This window comes from Paenibacillus sp. NEAU-GSW1, from assembly GCF_009737085.1.
Taxonomy (GTDB): domain Bacteria; phylum Bacillota; class Bacilli; order Paenibacillales; family Paenibacillaceae; genus Pristimantibacillus.
Genome location: NZ_WOVL01000004.1, coordinates 135223 through 149578 on the forward strand (window position 1 = coordinate 135223; position 14356 = coordinate 149578).

Annotated in this window: 16 protein-coding genes; all 16 read right to left on the reverse strand. The window is 52.3% G+C overall.

Going from position 1 to position 14356, the window contains the following annotated elements; translation table 11 throughout:
- Positions 1–6: 6 nt before the first annotated feature.
- Complete coding sequence (nuoK, locus tag GOM71_RS03865; RefSeq protein ID WP_156278432.1) at positions 7–309, reverse strand: NADH-quinone oxidoreductase subunit NuoK; 303 nt, start codon at positions 307–309, stop codon at positions 7–9.
- Between the two features lies 1 nt (position 310).
- Positions 311–907, reverse strand: a complete 597-nt coding sequence (locus tag GOM71_RS03870) for an NADH-quinone oxidoreductase subunit J (RefSeq protein ID WP_156278433.1) — start codon at positions 905–907, stop codon at positions 311–313.
- Positions 908–1357: an NADH-quinone oxidoreductase subunit NuoI gene (nuoI, locus tag GOM71_RS03875; RefSeq protein WP_156278434.1), complete on the reverse strand. Its 450-nt coding sequence runs from the start codon at positions 1355–1357 to the stop codon at positions 908–910.
- A gap of 297 nt (positions 1358–1654) precedes the next feature.
- The gene (gene nuoH, locus GOM71_RS03880) at positions 1655–2671 is read right to left on the reverse strand and encodes an NADH-quinone oxidoreductase subunit NuoH (RefSeq protein WP_156278435.1); all 1017 of its coding nucleotides are present in this window, start codon (positions 2669–2671) and stop codon (positions 1655–1657) included.
- Positions 2671–3771: an NADH-quinone oxidoreductase subunit D gene (locus tag GOM71_RS03885; RefSeq protein ID WP_367649458.1), complete on the reverse strand. Its 1101-nt coding sequence runs from the start codon at positions 3769–3771 to the stop codon at positions 2671–2673. The genes nuoH and GOM71_RS03885 overlap by 1 nt, the downstream gene beginning before the upstream one ends.
- Before the next feature lie 7 nt (positions 3772–3778).
- Entirely contained in the window at positions 3779–4480 is a 702-nt protein-coding gene (locus GOM71_RS03890) for an NADH-quinone oxidoreductase subunit C (protein WP_156278436.1), read from the reverse strand.
- A complete protein-coding gene (locus GOM71_RS03895) occupies positions 4477–4995 on the reverse strand; it encodes a NuoB/complex I 20 kDa subunit family protein (RefSeq protein ID WP_156278437.1) in 519 nt (172 codons plus the stop codon). The genes GOM71_RS03890 and GOM71_RS03895 overlap by 4 nt, the downstream gene beginning before the upstream one ends.
- A complete protein-coding gene (locus GOM71_RS03900; RefSeq protein ID WP_156278438.1) occupies positions 4980–5396 on the reverse strand; it encodes an NADH-quinone oxidoreductase subunit A in 417 nt (138 codons plus the stop codon). Before GOM71_RS03900 ends, GOM71_RS03895 begins: the two co-directional genes overlap by 16 nt.
- 37 nt (positions 5397–5433) lie before the next feature.
- Entirely contained in the window at positions 5434–6657 is a 1224-nt protein-coding gene (locus GOM71_RS03905) for a GerAB/ArcD/ProY family transporter (RefSeq protein WP_173275175.1), read from the reverse strand.
- Positions 6658–6706: 49 nt separating this feature from the next.
- On the reverse strand, positions 6707–6937 hold the full coding sequence (locus GOM71_RS03910) for a hypothetical protein (protein WP_156278440.1): 231 nt from the start codon (positions 6935–6937) through the stop codon (positions 6707–6709).
- 12 nt (positions 6938–6949) lie between these two features.
- On the reverse strand, positions 6950–8194 hold the full coding sequence (locus GOM71_RS03915) for a Ger(x)C family spore germination protein (RefSeq protein WP_156278441.1): 1245 nt from the start codon (positions 8192–8194) through the stop codon (positions 6950–6952).
- Positions 8191–9807, reverse strand: a complete 1617-nt coding sequence (locus GOM71_RS03920) for a spore germination protein (protein ID WP_156278442.1) — start codon at positions 9805–9807, stop codon at positions 8191–8193. Before GOM71_RS03920 ends, GOM71_RS03915 begins: the two co-directional genes overlap by 4 nt.
- Before the next feature lie 478 nt (positions 9808–10285).
- Positions 10286–12520 (reverse strand): methyl-accepting chemotaxis protein, encoded by a 2235-nt coding sequence (locus GOM71_RS03925; RefSeq protein WP_156278443.1) that lies wholly within the window; start codon positions 12518–12520, stop codon positions 10286–10288.
- Positions 12521–12718: 198 nt separating this feature from the next.
- Positions 12719–12898: an iron chelate uptake ABC transporter family permease subunit gene (locus GOM71_RS03930; protein WP_253944687.1), complete on the reverse strand. Its 180-nt coding sequence runs from the start codon at positions 12896–12898 to the stop codon at positions 12719–12721.
- Between the two features lie 72 nt (positions 12899–12970).
- Positions 12971–13756, reverse strand: a complete 786-nt coding sequence (locus GOM71_RS03935) for a tyrosine-protein phosphatase (RefSeq protein WP_156278445.1) — start codon at positions 13754–13756, stop codon at positions 12971–12973.
- A 174-nt stretch (positions 13757–13930) separates the two neighbouring features.
- Positions 13931–14332, reverse strand: coding sequence for a F0F1 ATP synthase subunit epsilon (locus GOM71_RS03940; RefSeq protein ID WP_156278446.1), 402 nt, complete (start codon positions 14330–14332; stop codon positions 13931–13933).
- Positions 14333–14356: the final 24 nt, after the last annotated feature.

The following is a 14356-nucleotide window of genomic DNA, read 5'->3' on the forward strand; positions in this document are numbered from 1 at the left end:
GCTGCGTCACCTCCTCATTTCATCGTATTCATCAACATTTACAGAACCGCGGGCACGGAACAGCGCGATCAGTATCGCCACGCCCACTGCCGCCTCCGCAGCGGCAACTGTAATCGCAAACAGCGAGAACACCTGTCCGGTAAGCGAAGGCACAACGCCGTATTTGGAAAAGGCGATCAGGTTCAAATTGACTGCATTCAGCATCAGCTCAATCGACAGCAGCACAACGACGGCATTCCGTTTGACAAGCGCGCCGTAAAGCCCGATGCAGAACAAAATCGCCGCCATAGTTAAATAGGACGGAAGCATGTTATTCGTCCTCCTTAAAGTTTTGCGAAGCAAAACTAACATCGTAAGCGTCTGCTTTGTTTTGCGGAGCAGCTGCTGATCCTGAGGCATCCGCCTTTTTCGCAATCGCGATCGCCCCGATAAAAGCGACCGTCAGCAAGACGGACAGCAGCTCGAACGGCACAATATAGCCGGTGTACAGCAATTGCCCGATCTGCATCGTGTTGTCTTCTCCGCCTTGAAAAGGCTGCGGGTCCGGGAACTCCGTCACGCGGATCGCGTAGAAAAGCAGCCCGAACAGCGCAAGCGCGCTTACAGCGGCCAGCCCTTCATGGAGCGGCTTCGTCGGCTCCGGCGCGGAGTCCCGATGATTCGTCATCATGATGCCGAAGATCATAAGGATCGACACCGCTCCCGCATAGATTAACACCTGCACGAACGCGACGAACTCCGCCTCCAGCAGCACGAACATACCGGCCAAGCCAAGAAACACGCCCGCCATAGAGATGACCATATGGACGACCTTTTGCAGACTGATCATAAGAACGGCTCCGCAGACGATTATCGCTGAAAAAATAAAAAACGCCGCAAATTCACCGGTAAGCTCGATATTAAACAATTACTTGGCGCCCCCTTTGGCTGGAGCTCCGATGTTGTTGTTGTCTTTGCGCACCAGCGTATTGTTGTCCGTCAACCATTGCACATCTTTAAACAGATCGTCGCGGCTGTAAGCGGACAACTCGAAATGGTTGGTCATTACGATCGCTTCCGTCGGGCACACCTCGGTGCACAGATCGCATAGAATGCAAATTTCAAAGTTAAGATCGAATGTGTCGATGACTTTCCCTTTTTTCTCCGGATCGGGATTCGGTTTGCCGGTTAGCGTAATGCAATCGGTCGGGCATATTCTCGCGCACTGGTTGCAGACGATGCAAAGCTCTGGAATGAAATGCTGCACGCCCCGAAAGCGATCCGGCATTTCGAACGGAACATCGGGATAGGATGTAGTCACTTTCGGCGCCGTCATCGCTTTCAGCGTGACGCCCAGCCCTCGAAACAATCCTTTCATATCGTCGCCCTCCTTACATCAGGATCTTTGAACGGAGTTCAAAGTCTCTCACCAGCTACAGATGATTAGCTAATCACACGTGGCTCGCAGGCCGTTACGAGCGCCTCGCGAGCTTCTTCACCGCTTCCTAACGGATCCGGAGGCCGTTAGAACAACAACGGCGCTTGTTTGGTTGCCCATTTCGCCGCTCCAGCGGATCTCTAACGGCCTCGCAGGCCGTTACGAGCGCCTCGCAAGCTACTTCACCGCTTCCTAACGGATCCGGAGGCCGTTAGAACAACAACGGCGCTTGTTTCCCTACCCTTTTACGAACAGCTCCAAGCACAGCGCTGTCGCGAACACGTTAACCAGCGATAACGGAAGGAGCACCTTCCAGCCGAGCCCCATCAGCTGATCGACGCGGATACGCGGGAAAGTCGCCCTGATCCAGAACAGGAAAAAGACGATGAATGCGAATTTCAGCAAAAACCATACGATGCCCGGCACAAAATCAAGAAACGGCGCCGGCGCCTGCCAGCCGCCAAGAAACAGCACGGTTGTCAATGCGGCAATCGCGTAGACGTACACATACTCCGTAAGCATAAAAAAGGCGAAGCGGAAGCCGCTGTATTCGACATGATAGCCCGCGACAAGCTCAGACTCCGCCTCGGGTAAATCAAAGGGAGTCCGGTTCAGCTCCGACACCGCCGCAATAATAAAAACAGCAAAGCCGATAATTTGCGGCAAGAAATTCCAGTCCCAGAACCAACCGCCGTCCTGCGCGGCAACGATGTCCCGCAGGTTCAAGCTGCCGCTTAGAAGGATAACGCCAACGACGGAAATAACGAGCGGTACCTCATAGCTGATCATCTGAGCTGCCGAGCGCATGCCGCCAAGCAACGCATACTTGTTGTTGGACGCCCATCCTCCGAGCACAATCGCCAGCGTGGAGATGCCGGACAGCGCTACATAATAGAGCAAGCCGACGTTCAAATCGGCAAAGTAAAGCTTTTGCGTATACGGGATTACCGCGAGCACGGAAAAGGCCGGCACATAGGCGAGAACGGGCGCAAGCACGAACAACAAACGGTCCGCCTTGCGGGGAATTGTGTCCTCTTTAATAAGCAGCTTGAAAATATCCGCAACCGTCTGCAGCAGGCCGAGCGGACCGACCCGATTCGGTCCTTGCCGGAATTGCATCCAGCCGATTACTTTTCGCTCGAAATAAATAGCATACGTAACGAAGCCGAGCACAATAACGAGAAAAACGACGACCCATAAAAAAACGACGATCGCATCTCCCCAAGTTAAAGGTCCGTTCAGCCAAGCGCCCATTAGCAATCGACCTCCCCGACGACGATATCGACGCCGCCCAGAATCGTTATTAAATTGGTCATCGTCTCACCGACGAGCAGCTTAGGCAATATTTGAAGATTAACGAAGGACGGACGGCGGAATTTAAGCCGGTAAGGCTCGGCTTTTCCCTTCGAAACGATGTGGCAGCCGATCTCGCCGCGCGGCGATTCGATGCGCACGTACACTTCGCCGGCAGGCGGCCGGATGACGCGCGGCACTTTGCCCATCGTCTCCCCGCCCTGCGGAAATTGTTCGATTGCCTGTCTCAAGATGCGCAAGCTTTGGCGAATCTCCTCCAGCCGAATCCGGTAACGGTCATAACAGTCTCCGTTCTTGCCAAGCGGAACATCGAACTCGAAACGGCTGTACAAGCTGTAAGGCTCCGTTTTGCGCAAATCCCAGTCGACGCCGGTGCAGCGCAGATTCGCGCCCGACAGGCCATAATCGATAGCCGTCGCCGCATCGTATTGCCCAACGCCTTTAATTCTCGCGAGAAAAATTTCATTCCCGCTCACGAGCTTGTCATATTCGGCCAGCTTGCCTTCCATATAGGGGATGAACTCCCGCACCTTATCGATCCAGCCGGGAGGCGCATCCCATTTGACGCCGCCGACGCGCATATAGTTATAGGTCAGACGCGCGCCGCACAGCTCGTTGAATAAATTGATAATCGTCTCGCGATCGCGGAACGCATACAGAAACGGACTCATCGCCCCGATATCGAGCAGGTACGTGCCCCACCAGACGAGATGGCTCGCAACGCGTTGCAGCTCCATAACGATTAGACGCATAAATTCGGCTCGCTCGGGCACTTCAAGCCCCATCATTGTCTCCACTGCATGAACGAGCACATAATTGTTCGTCATCGCGGAAACGTAATCCATTCGATCGGTATAAGGAATAATTTGCGTATAATTCAATTGCTCCGCCAGCTTCTCCGTGCCGCGGTGCAAATAGCCCATTACCGGCGTCGCTTCCGTAATAACCTCGCCGTCGAGCTTGACGACGATGCGAAACACGCCATGCGTGCTGGGATGCTGAGGACCAACGTTAAGCAGCAGCTCTTCCGTACGAATCACGCTTAGCCTACACCTCCGAGTCTAACGGTTCGTAATCTTTGCGCAGCGGGTGTCCCACCCAATCGTCCGGCATCATAATGCGCCGCAAGTCGGGGTGCCCGGTAAATGAAATGCCCAGAAGATCATAAATTTCGCGTTCGTTCCAATTGGCGGTTGACCATACCGGCGCAGCCGACGCCACCTCCGGCGATTCGCGATCCGCCTTTACTTTAACAGCGAGCTCTCGCCCGCTGGACAACGACACGAGATGATACACAACCTCCAGATGCGTCTCGTAATCGACGCCCGATACGTTCCGCAAGTAGTTGAATTGCAGCTCTCCCTCGCCCTTTAGCAGCTCCGCGACGTTGCGCCAGCTGCCGTTCTTTACAATAATCGTCGGCATATGGCCGTTCATTTCATTTATGTAAGCTTCCTCAAGCGCGTCGTCTCCGGCGCGCGCTCGAAGCGACGCCGCGAGCGCGTCCAGCTCCGGCTGCTTCGGCGACGGCGCAGGCGGCTCGGCGGCTTCTGCCGCTTCGGCAGGCTGCCCCTCGGCTGCTGCCTTCGCCGCTGCCCGCGCCGCTCTCGCTTCCGCGGCTGCCTTCAGCTTCGCCTCGCGCTCCGGATCGGCCGCCTCCGCTGCTGCCTTCGCCGCTTCGCCGCTCGCCTCTCCCGGCTCAACCGGCTTCGACGACTCCAGCCCTTCGCCCTTGTTCTCCTCGCTCATCGGCCCGTCACCCGCTTCCCGGTCTTCGCTTCATAGCGAATTTTTTCCTGCAGCTTGTTGATGCCGTAAATAAGCGCTGCGGGATTCGGCGGACAGCCCGGTATATACACGTCAACCGGAACGATTTGATCAACGCCTTTAATAACCGCGTAGGATTTCACATATGGGCCGCCCGCCGTAGCGCAAGAGCCCATCGCAATGACCCATTTCGGTTCGGGCATTTGATCGTACAGCCTTCTAAGCAGCGGCCCCATCTTCTTCGTAACCGTACCGGCCACGATCATGACATCCGATTGCCTTGGCGATGTGCGGAACATTACGCCAAAACGATCCAAATCATAATGGGACGCTCCTGTGCCCATCATTTCAATCGCACAGCATGCGAGCCCGAAGGTAAGCGGCCACAGCGAATTGCTGCGCGCCCATGCCTTTAGCTGCTCCAGCGTCCCCATAAATACATTTCGTTCCAGCTCGCGACGTTCTTCCAGCGTAATTGACTCTAAATTGAATTCCATTGCAGCACCTTCTTCTTCCAGGCGTATAGAAGTCCAATGAGCAGCATTGCCGTAAAAATAAACATCTCCACAAGCACAAATAAGCCGAGCTTATTGTACGCTACGGCCCAAGGATATAAGAAAACGGTTTCCACATCAAAAATGACAAACATAAGCGCAAACAAATAGTACCGGATATTGAATCGGACTTGCCCTTCACCGACCGGCTCATTGCCGCTCTCGTAGGTTGTCTGCTTCGGATCGGTCGGCTTGTGCGGCCTGAGCAGCCTTCCGGCGGTTAACGCCGCGGCCGGCAGCAAGATGCCCAGCACAATAAAAATAGCCACAACGACATACTGGTTAACGTAGTAGTCCACGCGATCGCCTCCGTCATATGTGAGTACCGACGATGCTCGGTCCATTTTTCCTCACAATTATAACAAATGCTGCCACTCGCGTCTATGACGGAGTTGACTCCCCAGCTTGTCCCGAGCCGCTCTGCTGCGCGTTTCCCGCCAATTCCGCATTGCTCGTTTCAACGGCTGTCGGCACCGGCTGCGCGCTATTCTTCGGCCCTTTTCGCCCTGTCAGGAACGCGAGCAGCAGCAACAGCAGCGGAATAATGAAACCCATAACAACACTGTAGGGCGTCCATACGATCTTGGCAAAATGCTCCGCATGCGCCGAGTTCCGATAACTGATCAGCGAAATCGGAACGACAAAATAAGCGATCGGAAAAATGAGCGGTCGATAGCTTTTCAGACCGAGCACTTGAGCCGACAGCAGCGCCGAAGCGTAGAAAGACAGGATCAGTTTACTAAACACGGTGCTGACCCACACAATGGCAACGGTAACCTCAACGCGGACGATAACATCCTGCACATTGATCGTTTTAGCCATATCGAAGATCGAGAACGGGCTTCGCATCGTTTCTTCAACGCCAAGTACGCCAATTAACAAGACGGAAAGCATAAACGAGAAGAACACGATGAGCATAATCGACAGCTTCATTTGCTTGCGCAGCTTGCCCCGGTCCTCCGTTCTGACAAAAGGCAGCACCATCGACATGACCACAAACTCGCCGATCGGGAAGCCAATCAACGGATACATCCCTTTCAGCGGCTGCTCCCATCCATGATACAAAACCGGCTTAAAGTTTTCGATATGAAATTGATTCAACAGCAGCGCAGAAATAATAAACATGAGTAAAATGCTTCCGCCAAAAAGCAATTCGCCGGTACGGGCAATCGTCTCAATGCCTAAATAGGTTCCGTAAATAACGACCAGCATAAACGAAACCGCGATAAACCAATCCGGCGTCGTAGGCAGTATGGAAAGCACGAGAAAATCCGAAATGTTGCGCAGCACCAGCGCGCTCAGTATAACGAAGAAAAACACATAGAGCAGCAGCAGCGCTTTGCCGAGCCATTTGCCTAATATTTTTTCCGTGTATTGCGCCAGCGTCATATCGGGGAATCGTTCCGCCAGCTTCAAATAAATAAGGAGGAACCAGTAGTTGATCGGCGCTACAACAAGCGTTGTTATCCAAGCGTCCTGCTTTGCAATGGCGACGACAGTCGTCATAACAATTAATGCTGCTGTCCCTAGGGCAAATAGAAACAGCAGCTTCGCTGCCTGCCCTGATGTAATCATGCCGTTAGTCAGTCCATTGCCGGCCTTCATTTTGCAGCCTCCTTCCTGTTCTTTATTTGCGCCTGTTTTCATTCCGCGCCTAATACAACATATCTTTCATTGCCGAGGCGAACGGACCGAATACGGCCGTTATCCAGTCGAGCGGATTCGGTACCGGAAAAGACAAAATGATGCCTATCCAGTATACGGAGCCTGCCGACATAATGAATAATGCCCAACCCGCCTCCCGTTTTTGTTTTAGCCCTAGCCGATACTTGCAAATGACAAATCCGACCAGAATGGCGAAAACCACTACGGCAATTGCAGCCATAACAACACCTCTTTATTTCACGATCGAATTTACCCGCACACCGGAATCGGTAATATCCGTTTTAACCTTCAACACATAGGAAACGTCCGGAAACAATTCCGTCCATCTGCCTCCGATTTGCTTCCAGAGAGAAGGCTGCTCTTGATAAACCAACATTCCCCAGCCCATCGCATCGCTGTTCAGCTCTTTTTGCAGCCTGCGGATGGCATCCTGGACTTCGTCCCCGACGGCAGCGTCCATAAGCTTCCCGGCTTCCTCAAGCTGGCTTTCCTCTTTAACGCCCAAATCCGTGCACATAATCTCTTTAATGCTTCCCTTTACTTCCAGATCGACATGAATGACAGGCTTTTGACTTTCTCCGTATTTCGGCTTTTCAGCCTTCATTTTTGCTTTAGAATGATACACTTCCACTATGAAATTCCCTTCCGAGCGGGGACAATCAAGCTTGACAACCGTACTTTTCACTTTGTTTTGCGTCCAAGACAGCCCTCTCGATTGCTTAGTCGTCAAGTAACCGACGAATCGCCCGTCCTTCAATATCGCCATTGTACTGAGCTTGGGCTCTACTTTCGGATGAATATGCTTCATATTTTCCTCATCGTTGCCCGCCGACTGTTCCCCCTCCAGCACTAGCGACGGAACGGCGACCTGCTGTTTGCCGGCCATTGCATTTCGTGTAATGTCGTTGACTTTAACCAAATATTCTTGCCCTTGCGCGCTCTGGTTAATATCAAGCGTGTCGTGAATTTGGTTGGCCGGTATGGAATCCATTAAAGTCGTCGTTTGCAGCAGCTTCTCCGCGCTCGTTCCCCGCGCTATCATCACAGCAATATTTAAGCGAATATCGGGATTACGCTCGATCAGATCAAGAAGCGGATAGACGCCTTTGCGAGCGGCGTCCTCTCCGATAATAAGCAGCCTGGTGTGCGAAAAGAACAGTCTTCTCGACGTTTTGCGCGTCATTTTTCGGATCGCCTCAAATACGGTATCGCCGGTTTCCGTGAACGTCATAACCGACATCCCTTCCACGGCCAGCTTATTTCCCGACGCCGCATTTTGCGCAAGCACCGTTTGCATCGTAACTCGCATTTTTTGCTTGCCTGTCGGATCATCGTCAATCCCCATCGCCATAACGACGCTTAACCTGTCCAAATGCCGTAAATCCCAACAGCCGCTAATGATCATCATGCCAAGCAGCATAGCTAGAATACCGACAATGGAAGCAGCTTTCCTCCCGAACCGACCGCGCGCTTTCATTGCACAGGCTCCTCCCCTTCAAGCGCCTTCACATCCAAATCGGAGCGAGTAGGATTATCGGAAGCAAGCATTTGCGGCCTGTTTCGCAGCAGCCATAACGGCGCCCGGACGATCGAATCCATCCAGTCTTTGCCCATAAACGGAGAAAACGGCTTCATGTAGGGCATCCCTAACGAGCGCAAATTGGTGAGGTGAAGAAGGACAAGGAGCACGATCAGCGATAATCCGTAAAAGCCGAGCGTCGATGCCGCCGCCAGCAGCAAGAAACGCAGCAGCCTTGCCGCGATGCCCAAATTGTAGGTTGGCGAGACGAAGCTTGTTATCGCTGTAAAAGCAACGACAATGACGACTGCCGGCGACACAATTCCCGCTTCAACGACTGATTGGCCGATAACCATACCGCCTACAATCGAAATCGCGTTGCCGACGGCGCTTGGCATACGCACGACCGCCTCGCGAAGAATTTCGAACACAAATTCCATAATGAAAGCTTCCAAATAGACCGGAAACGGAACGCCTTCCCGCTGCGCAACCAACTTAAGCAGCAGCGGCGTCGGAATCATTTCCTGATGATAGCCGACTACCGCAACATACATAGACGGCATCGCCAACGCCAGAAAGAAGGAGAAGAAGCGCAGCAGCCGCAAAAAGGTGGCAACATCATATCGTTGATAGTAGTCTTCCGCTGCCTGAAAGAACATGTTGAAAATAGCGGGAGCAACTATCACAAACGGTGTTCCGTCTACGAGAATCGCGATTCTGCCTTCCAACAGGCTGGCAGCGATCACATCCGGACGCTCATTGCTTAAGTAGGTAGGGAACGGCGTCCATTTCTGATCGGCAATCAGCTCTTCGATGTATCCGCTGTCCAATATGCCGTCAATGTCAATCTCCCCCAGCCGATTGCGCAGCTCTTGCAGCACCCGCTCGTCGACTAAGCCTTTCATATACATAATGCCTACCGGCGTCTGCGTTTCGCGGCCGATTGTCATCTGCTCCAGCCATAGCTTAGGACTGCGGATTTTACGCCTTATGAGCGCTGTATTGACACGCATCGATTCAACAAAGCCTTCGCGCGGTCCGCGAATCGTGACCTCCGACTTCGCCTCTTCGACGGATCGTCTCTCGCCGCCGACGCAGGAGGAAGCAATTGCTGTCGTTGAACCGTCCAGCAGCACAATGGCGTTCCCGGTAAACAATCCTTGGAACAGTTCTTTCCAGTTGTTCGCATCCTCAAGCCGTCCGCCGGATAACAGCTTGTTTTTCATCTCTTTCAGCGCTGCCTCAGGACGGTCTAACGGGTCCTCGTTCAGCGACGCAGCTTGAAGCGCCTCAACTACCGTTTCATTAACCCGCATCTCGTCAACCAAGCCTTGAATATATAGGAGAACTGCTTTTGCCTTGAACGGTCCCGGCAGCTCTAACTCGCGAATAACGACATCGCTGCTGTTGCCAAGCTCCGCTTTCAACTCGCTTATATTCGTATCCAATTTCGCAGAAAGCTTCTTGTTCTCATAATCTGACAGATGCTGCTGCTCAATTTGATCGGATTTTGCTTGTTTTTTGTTTTGCTGCTTGCTGCCTCGGCTGCGCATATAGTCGCTAAACCTCATTCGAGTCCCTCCCGCAGCCAGTTTCGTTAACCTTTAGGATATCTATTCCATGGAATAATATGCACACGCCGCTGCTATTCCGCTAGCAATCGATATGCAGATTCGTTCGCAAAACTGCAAATGTACAGGAATCTCACTCGGAGCAGTATCCCCGCACCCGGACACTAGCGGAACGTCGACCGGCATATCGATCAACTGCACAAAAAAAAGAGCCGTCCCTATGCTCGCCGTATCCAAACGGTTCATAACGCCGCCGTACCGGATGTCAAGCACTTCCCAGCCAATTTTTCATCGCAGCCTCCGCTTATGCTGTCTAACTGTGCATTGATAGCGCTATCATATTAACCTATGTCCGATTTACATGCTAGAGGCTATTTTTTGCATTCGGCTGTACAATCTGCTCCGAAAAAAAAGAAGACGCCATTAACGGCTGGCTGCTGCCAACGGCTAATGACGATAATAAAAAGAGTAGGAAAGCTTAACGCTGACGCGACTCCGTCAGCTTGAATTGCCCGACAAGCTGCTGTAAAAATTTCGTGATCGATTCCACATTTTCCGACGTCTGACGGACGTTATCCATCTCGCCGATCAGTTCATGCACTCTGCCCTCCACGTTAGAGGACACCTTTCGGTTCGTCATGCTGACAACGGCGATTTTCTCCATTAACTGCACAACCTCGTCAACTGCCTTAGTCTTGCGACTGTCTTCGCTTTGCGCCGACCGCAGCGTACCCGCCGCCGCTGCGACAAGCTCAGTGCCTTCAGCAACGACCTGAGTTCCTTCATCCATGGAAGCGTAAGCTTGTTTTGCTTCCTCATAGATTTGATGCGTGATGCCATGCACCTCTTCGGTCGACTTGCGTGTCATATCGGCGAGCTTGCGAATTTCCGCTGCCACGACGGCGAAACCCCGTCCCTGCTCGCCGACGCGAGCTGCTTCTATAGAAGCGTTAAGCGCAAGCAAGTTCGTTTGCGCCGATATTTCTTCAATGACCTGCAGCACGCCGCGAATCTCATCCACCGTTTGCATAAACCGGCGAATCGTATCATTCGTGTCTCCAACCTTCGTTGAAATATGGCTCATCTTCTCGCCGATACGGTCCACCTCGGACTGCGCTGCCGCAATTTGCTCCGCCGCCTGAAGCTCGATCGTCCGCAGTGTATCCCTCATCGCATCAGCCGCGTCCTTAGCCATATCAATATCCTTCAACTGAAGGCGAATGCTGCCGATCATCTCGCCAACTTGTCCGCTTACCCGTTCAGTCGACTTCGCAGTCACCGACGCTGAATCATTAAGCGCATTCTGACTGGACAGCACGTCCGATGCAGCCAGCTTTACCTGGAGCATAATGCCTTCGAGCGAGTCGATCATGTTGTTGATCCATTTCGCCAATTCGCGAAGCTCATCGTTATCGAACTGCTCCGGCTGCAGCCGTTGCGTCAGATCGCCTTTGCCTTCCGCATTGATGCGGATAAAACGGTTTATACGGCTAAGATGCCCGACCACTCTGCCTGATTCCTTCCTTTGCAGAACGCCTCCGAATAGCGTGCCGAACAATATCGCAAACACGCCAACCGCAGCGGCCGTCACCCATGGCGAGACTTGTCCCATTCCCGACAACAGACCGGCAAGCGCAGCAATAAGCAGCGCTTGCGCTAGCGTCAGCCGCAAATGCAGCATATGCTGGCGCCATTCGATGCTTCGGATTCTGTACACCTCTTCAAGATCACCTTCGCACATCATTCCCCACACATCCGGGCAATGCGGCAGCTGAAACGTAACCCCTTTGCCGATAACGGCAATGTGGCGATAGTCGGAGTAGCCCGGAAATTCAACGAACAGATTGCTGCCGTTGCGAATCGTATTCGCGACGCCAGGGTGCAATTGGCCCGTAGCCGGGTCAGTAAACATAATTTCGAATTCGGTATGCTCTTTAATCGATACCGTTCCCCAATCGGTAGTTACGCCGTCCTTCAAATTTTCACCGTGTGTGAACGTTCTGTCCTCAAATCGGCTGCGGGACAATGCCGTACCCAGCGCGATATGCGTATTCAGCATCGGCTTCGCCATAAATATGTAATTATCGCCCGAATCCGGGTATACATGGCCGGACTCTCGTTGAATCAAATCGCCCAACACATCGTTAGGCACTCGTCCGCACAGCGTTCCGCGATATTCGCCGTTAGCAACAATCGGCTGCATGAACATCAGCGTCACTTTATCGTGGAAAGAAGAGCTTCTTGATCCGAGCATTAATGTCCGGTCATCCCCGAATGGACCGAATAAACACGGGCGAGGTTTTCCGCTTCCGCCGCTCTGAATGTACTGCAGGCCGGGAGATAGAATGCTGCCAGCGGCATATATAGCTCCTTCATGCGTATCATTGGTAGAAACGATGACCTCCCCTAACGTATTCAAAACAAAAACCTCTGTCAAATCATTTCCCCGCGCATATATTCGCTCCAGCTGGCGCAATACAGATTGCTTGTCTGCACCGTCCAACAGCACTTGGCTGCTTGGCCATTGATTGGCCAACTGCTCAGCCAGCCGTTCCATTAAGCCCCAATATTCCTCCGACCATGACAACAATAAATCTTTACGGGTTTCGGCAATTCCTTCGAAAATATTTTCCACATCTTCCTTCATGCTTTTGTTGAGGCTCCACGAAACCCATAATGGCAATCCCTTCTTCGCTCCCACCCAATCAAACATCGGCAATTCCCCCGCATCCAAAGTCTTCCTCATTATATGTTAGTAATTCTAACATATAAATAACATTTATATAACGTATTTCTTATTTTTATTTTTAGATTCATATATTCGTCATTATTTTGCGGTTAACACAAAAAAATCAATCATATTCACACGATATTTCGCGTGAATATGATTGATTTAATCAAAATAACGATATTAGCTTTCATTCCGCAAACGAATAGATTGTTTCTGCTTGCCCGCGCAGTACATGAGCCACATGAAATACGGCGCGCCGAAAAGAGCCGCTACAAGTCCCGAAGGAAGCTCGCGCGGCGTAAGTATGGATCGGCCAACTGTATCGGCAAGCACGAGCAGAAGCGAATACGAGCCAGGCAAGCCAAGGCCCGCCAATCAGAGCGGTTACAGCGCCGGCAGGAAGCGGTCCGAGCGAGATGGCAGTTTGTACATTTATTGTCGGAATAATGATTTCAGCTTATCCCAGCCTCCGCTTCTCGGCAGGCTTGCCTCGCTTGGCGCTGCGGCGATCTCTTCGCTCTGCAAGAGCCTTGCAGCATTGCGCGCGTAGTAGTCGCTCCATTGTTCTCCAAGTGTGCCTGCCGCTCTTTCAAACGCTTCTTTCATCCGAAATCCGCGCCATTCCAGATGATGCGCGTCCGATGCGATGAAATGGATTAACCTATGGCGGCATAAATGCCAAGCAGCGCGCTCGATCGTTCTGCCGAAACCGCCAACCAAGGAATGGCTGGTCACTTGCGCATAAGCGCCCAGAGCGATTAATTCAGCCAATCGTTCCGGGTGCTTGACGATTTCCGCATTGCGCTCGGGATGCGCAATTACGGCGCTGATCCCCGCCAATTTCAGTTCATAAACGAGCTGATCCATATGTTCTGGAATTCGCGATGAAGGCATCTCCAGCAGCACATACTTCGATCCGGCTAGAGGAAGAAGCAGTCCGTTATCCCAATTGTTCAGCAAATGATGATGCACATGAATTTCTTGTCCGCTATGAACAGTCAGCGGTATTTGCTGCTCCGTTAGCATTGCGTTCATTGTGTTTACCAGCTCATTTACTTTAGCCGCGCTATTATTATATCTGCCGTCAAAGTGATGAGGCGTCGCAATGATATCGGTTATGCCTTCCGCGGAAGCGGCTGCCGCAAGCGCCATCGCCTCATTCCAGTCTGCAGCCCCGTCATCTAGGCCAGGCAATAGATGCGAATGGATATCTATCATTCGTGCCGCCCCCTTTCTGTAAATCGCAGCGCTATACACTTTCTTCCATTGTGAAAGAAGGCTATGCCTCTGTCAAACGCCATCAGTCCCAATTTGAATGCAATTTTGCACAAAAAAAAAACACCGCTCAAGCTCTCAAAAGAGATGCTTGAGCAGTGTTTGCTTTACTGCGAATTAACGCTGCGTCACGTTGATCCGGTTCATTGCGCGTTGCAGAGCAAGCTCTGCACGGCGGTAGTCAACCTCGTCGCGTTTCGCTTTCAGACGTTGTTCAGCGCGTTCTTTCGCTGCTTGCGCACGGTTTACGTCGATATCTGTGGAAAGCTCAGCGCTCTCCGCAAGAATAACGATTTTGTCCTTGCGGACTTCAATGAAGCCGCCGCTGGCTGCGATAACGTCCGCCTTGTTGCCGTCGCGTTTAATTACGATTGGAGCGATGCGAAGCGGAGTAACGAGCGGAATGTGGTTCGGCAAAATGCCGAGCTCGCCTTCCACGCCGGTTACGCTAACCATGTTAGCCGTTTCCGCATATACTTTGCGCTCCGGGGTTACGATTTCAACTAAAAAGGTACTCATGTGGATTCCTCCCGCCTTTCGCTA

What these genes read in the sequence shown, in the direction of transcription:
- GOM71_RS03920 (WP_156278442.1), bottom strand. Translation starts at nt 9,807, where the DNA reads ATGAGGTTTAGCGACTATATGCGCAGCCGAGGCAGCAAGCAGCAAAAC.
- GOM71_RS03900 (WP_156278438.1), bottom strand. Translation starts at nt 5,396, where the DNA reads ATGGACCGAGCATCGTCGGTACTCACATATGACGGAGGCGATCGCGTG.
- nuoH (WP_156278435.1), bottom strand. Translation starts at nt 2,671, where the DNA reads ATGGGCGCTTGGCTGAACGGACCTTTAACTTGGGGAGATGCGATCGTC.
- GOM71_RS03905 (WP_173275175.1), bottom strand. Translation starts at nt 6,657, where the DNA reads ATGAAGGCCGGCAATGGACTGACTAACGGCATGATTACATCAGGGCAG.
- GOM71_RS03910 (WP_156278440.1), bottom strand. Translation starts at nt 6,937, where the DNA reads ATGGCTGCAATTGCCGTAGTGGTTTTCGCCATTCTGGTCGGATTTGTC.
- GOM71_RS03895 (WP_156278437.1), bottom strand. Translation starts at nt 4,995, where the DNA reads ATGGAATTCAATTTAGAGTCAATTACGCTGGAAGAACGTCGCGAGCTG.
- nuoK (WP_156278432.1), bottom strand. Translation starts at nt 309, where the DNA reads ATGCTTCCGTCCTATTTAACTATGGCGGCGATTTTGTTCTGCATCGGG.
- GOM71_RS03890 (WP_156278436.1), bottom strand. Translation starts at nt 4,480, where the DNA reads ATGAGCGAGGAGAACAAGGGCGAAGGGCTGGAGTCGTCGAAGCCGGTT.
- GOM71_RS03925 (WP_156278443.1), bottom strand. Translation starts at nt 12,520, where the DNA reads ATGTTTGATTGGGTGGGAGCGAAGAAGGGATTGCCATTATGGGTTTCG.
- GOM71_RS03935 (WP_156278445.1), bottom strand. Translation starts at nt 13,756, where the DNA reads ATGATAGATATCCATTCGCATCTATTGCCTGGCCTAGATGACGGGGCT.
- GOM71_RS03940 (WP_156278446.1), bottom strand. Translation starts at nt 14,332, where the DNA reads ATGAGTACCTTTTTAGTTGAAATCGTAACCCCGGAGCGCAAAGTATAT.
- nuoI (WP_156278434.1), bottom strand. Translation starts at nt 1,357, where the DNA reads ATGAAAGGATTGTTTCGAGGGCTGGGCGTCACGCTGAAAGCGATGACG.
- GOM71_RS03915 (WP_156278441.1), bottom strand. Translation starts at nt 8,194, where the DNA reads ATGAAAGCGCGCGGTCGGTTCGGGAGGAAAGCTGCTTCCATTGTCGGT.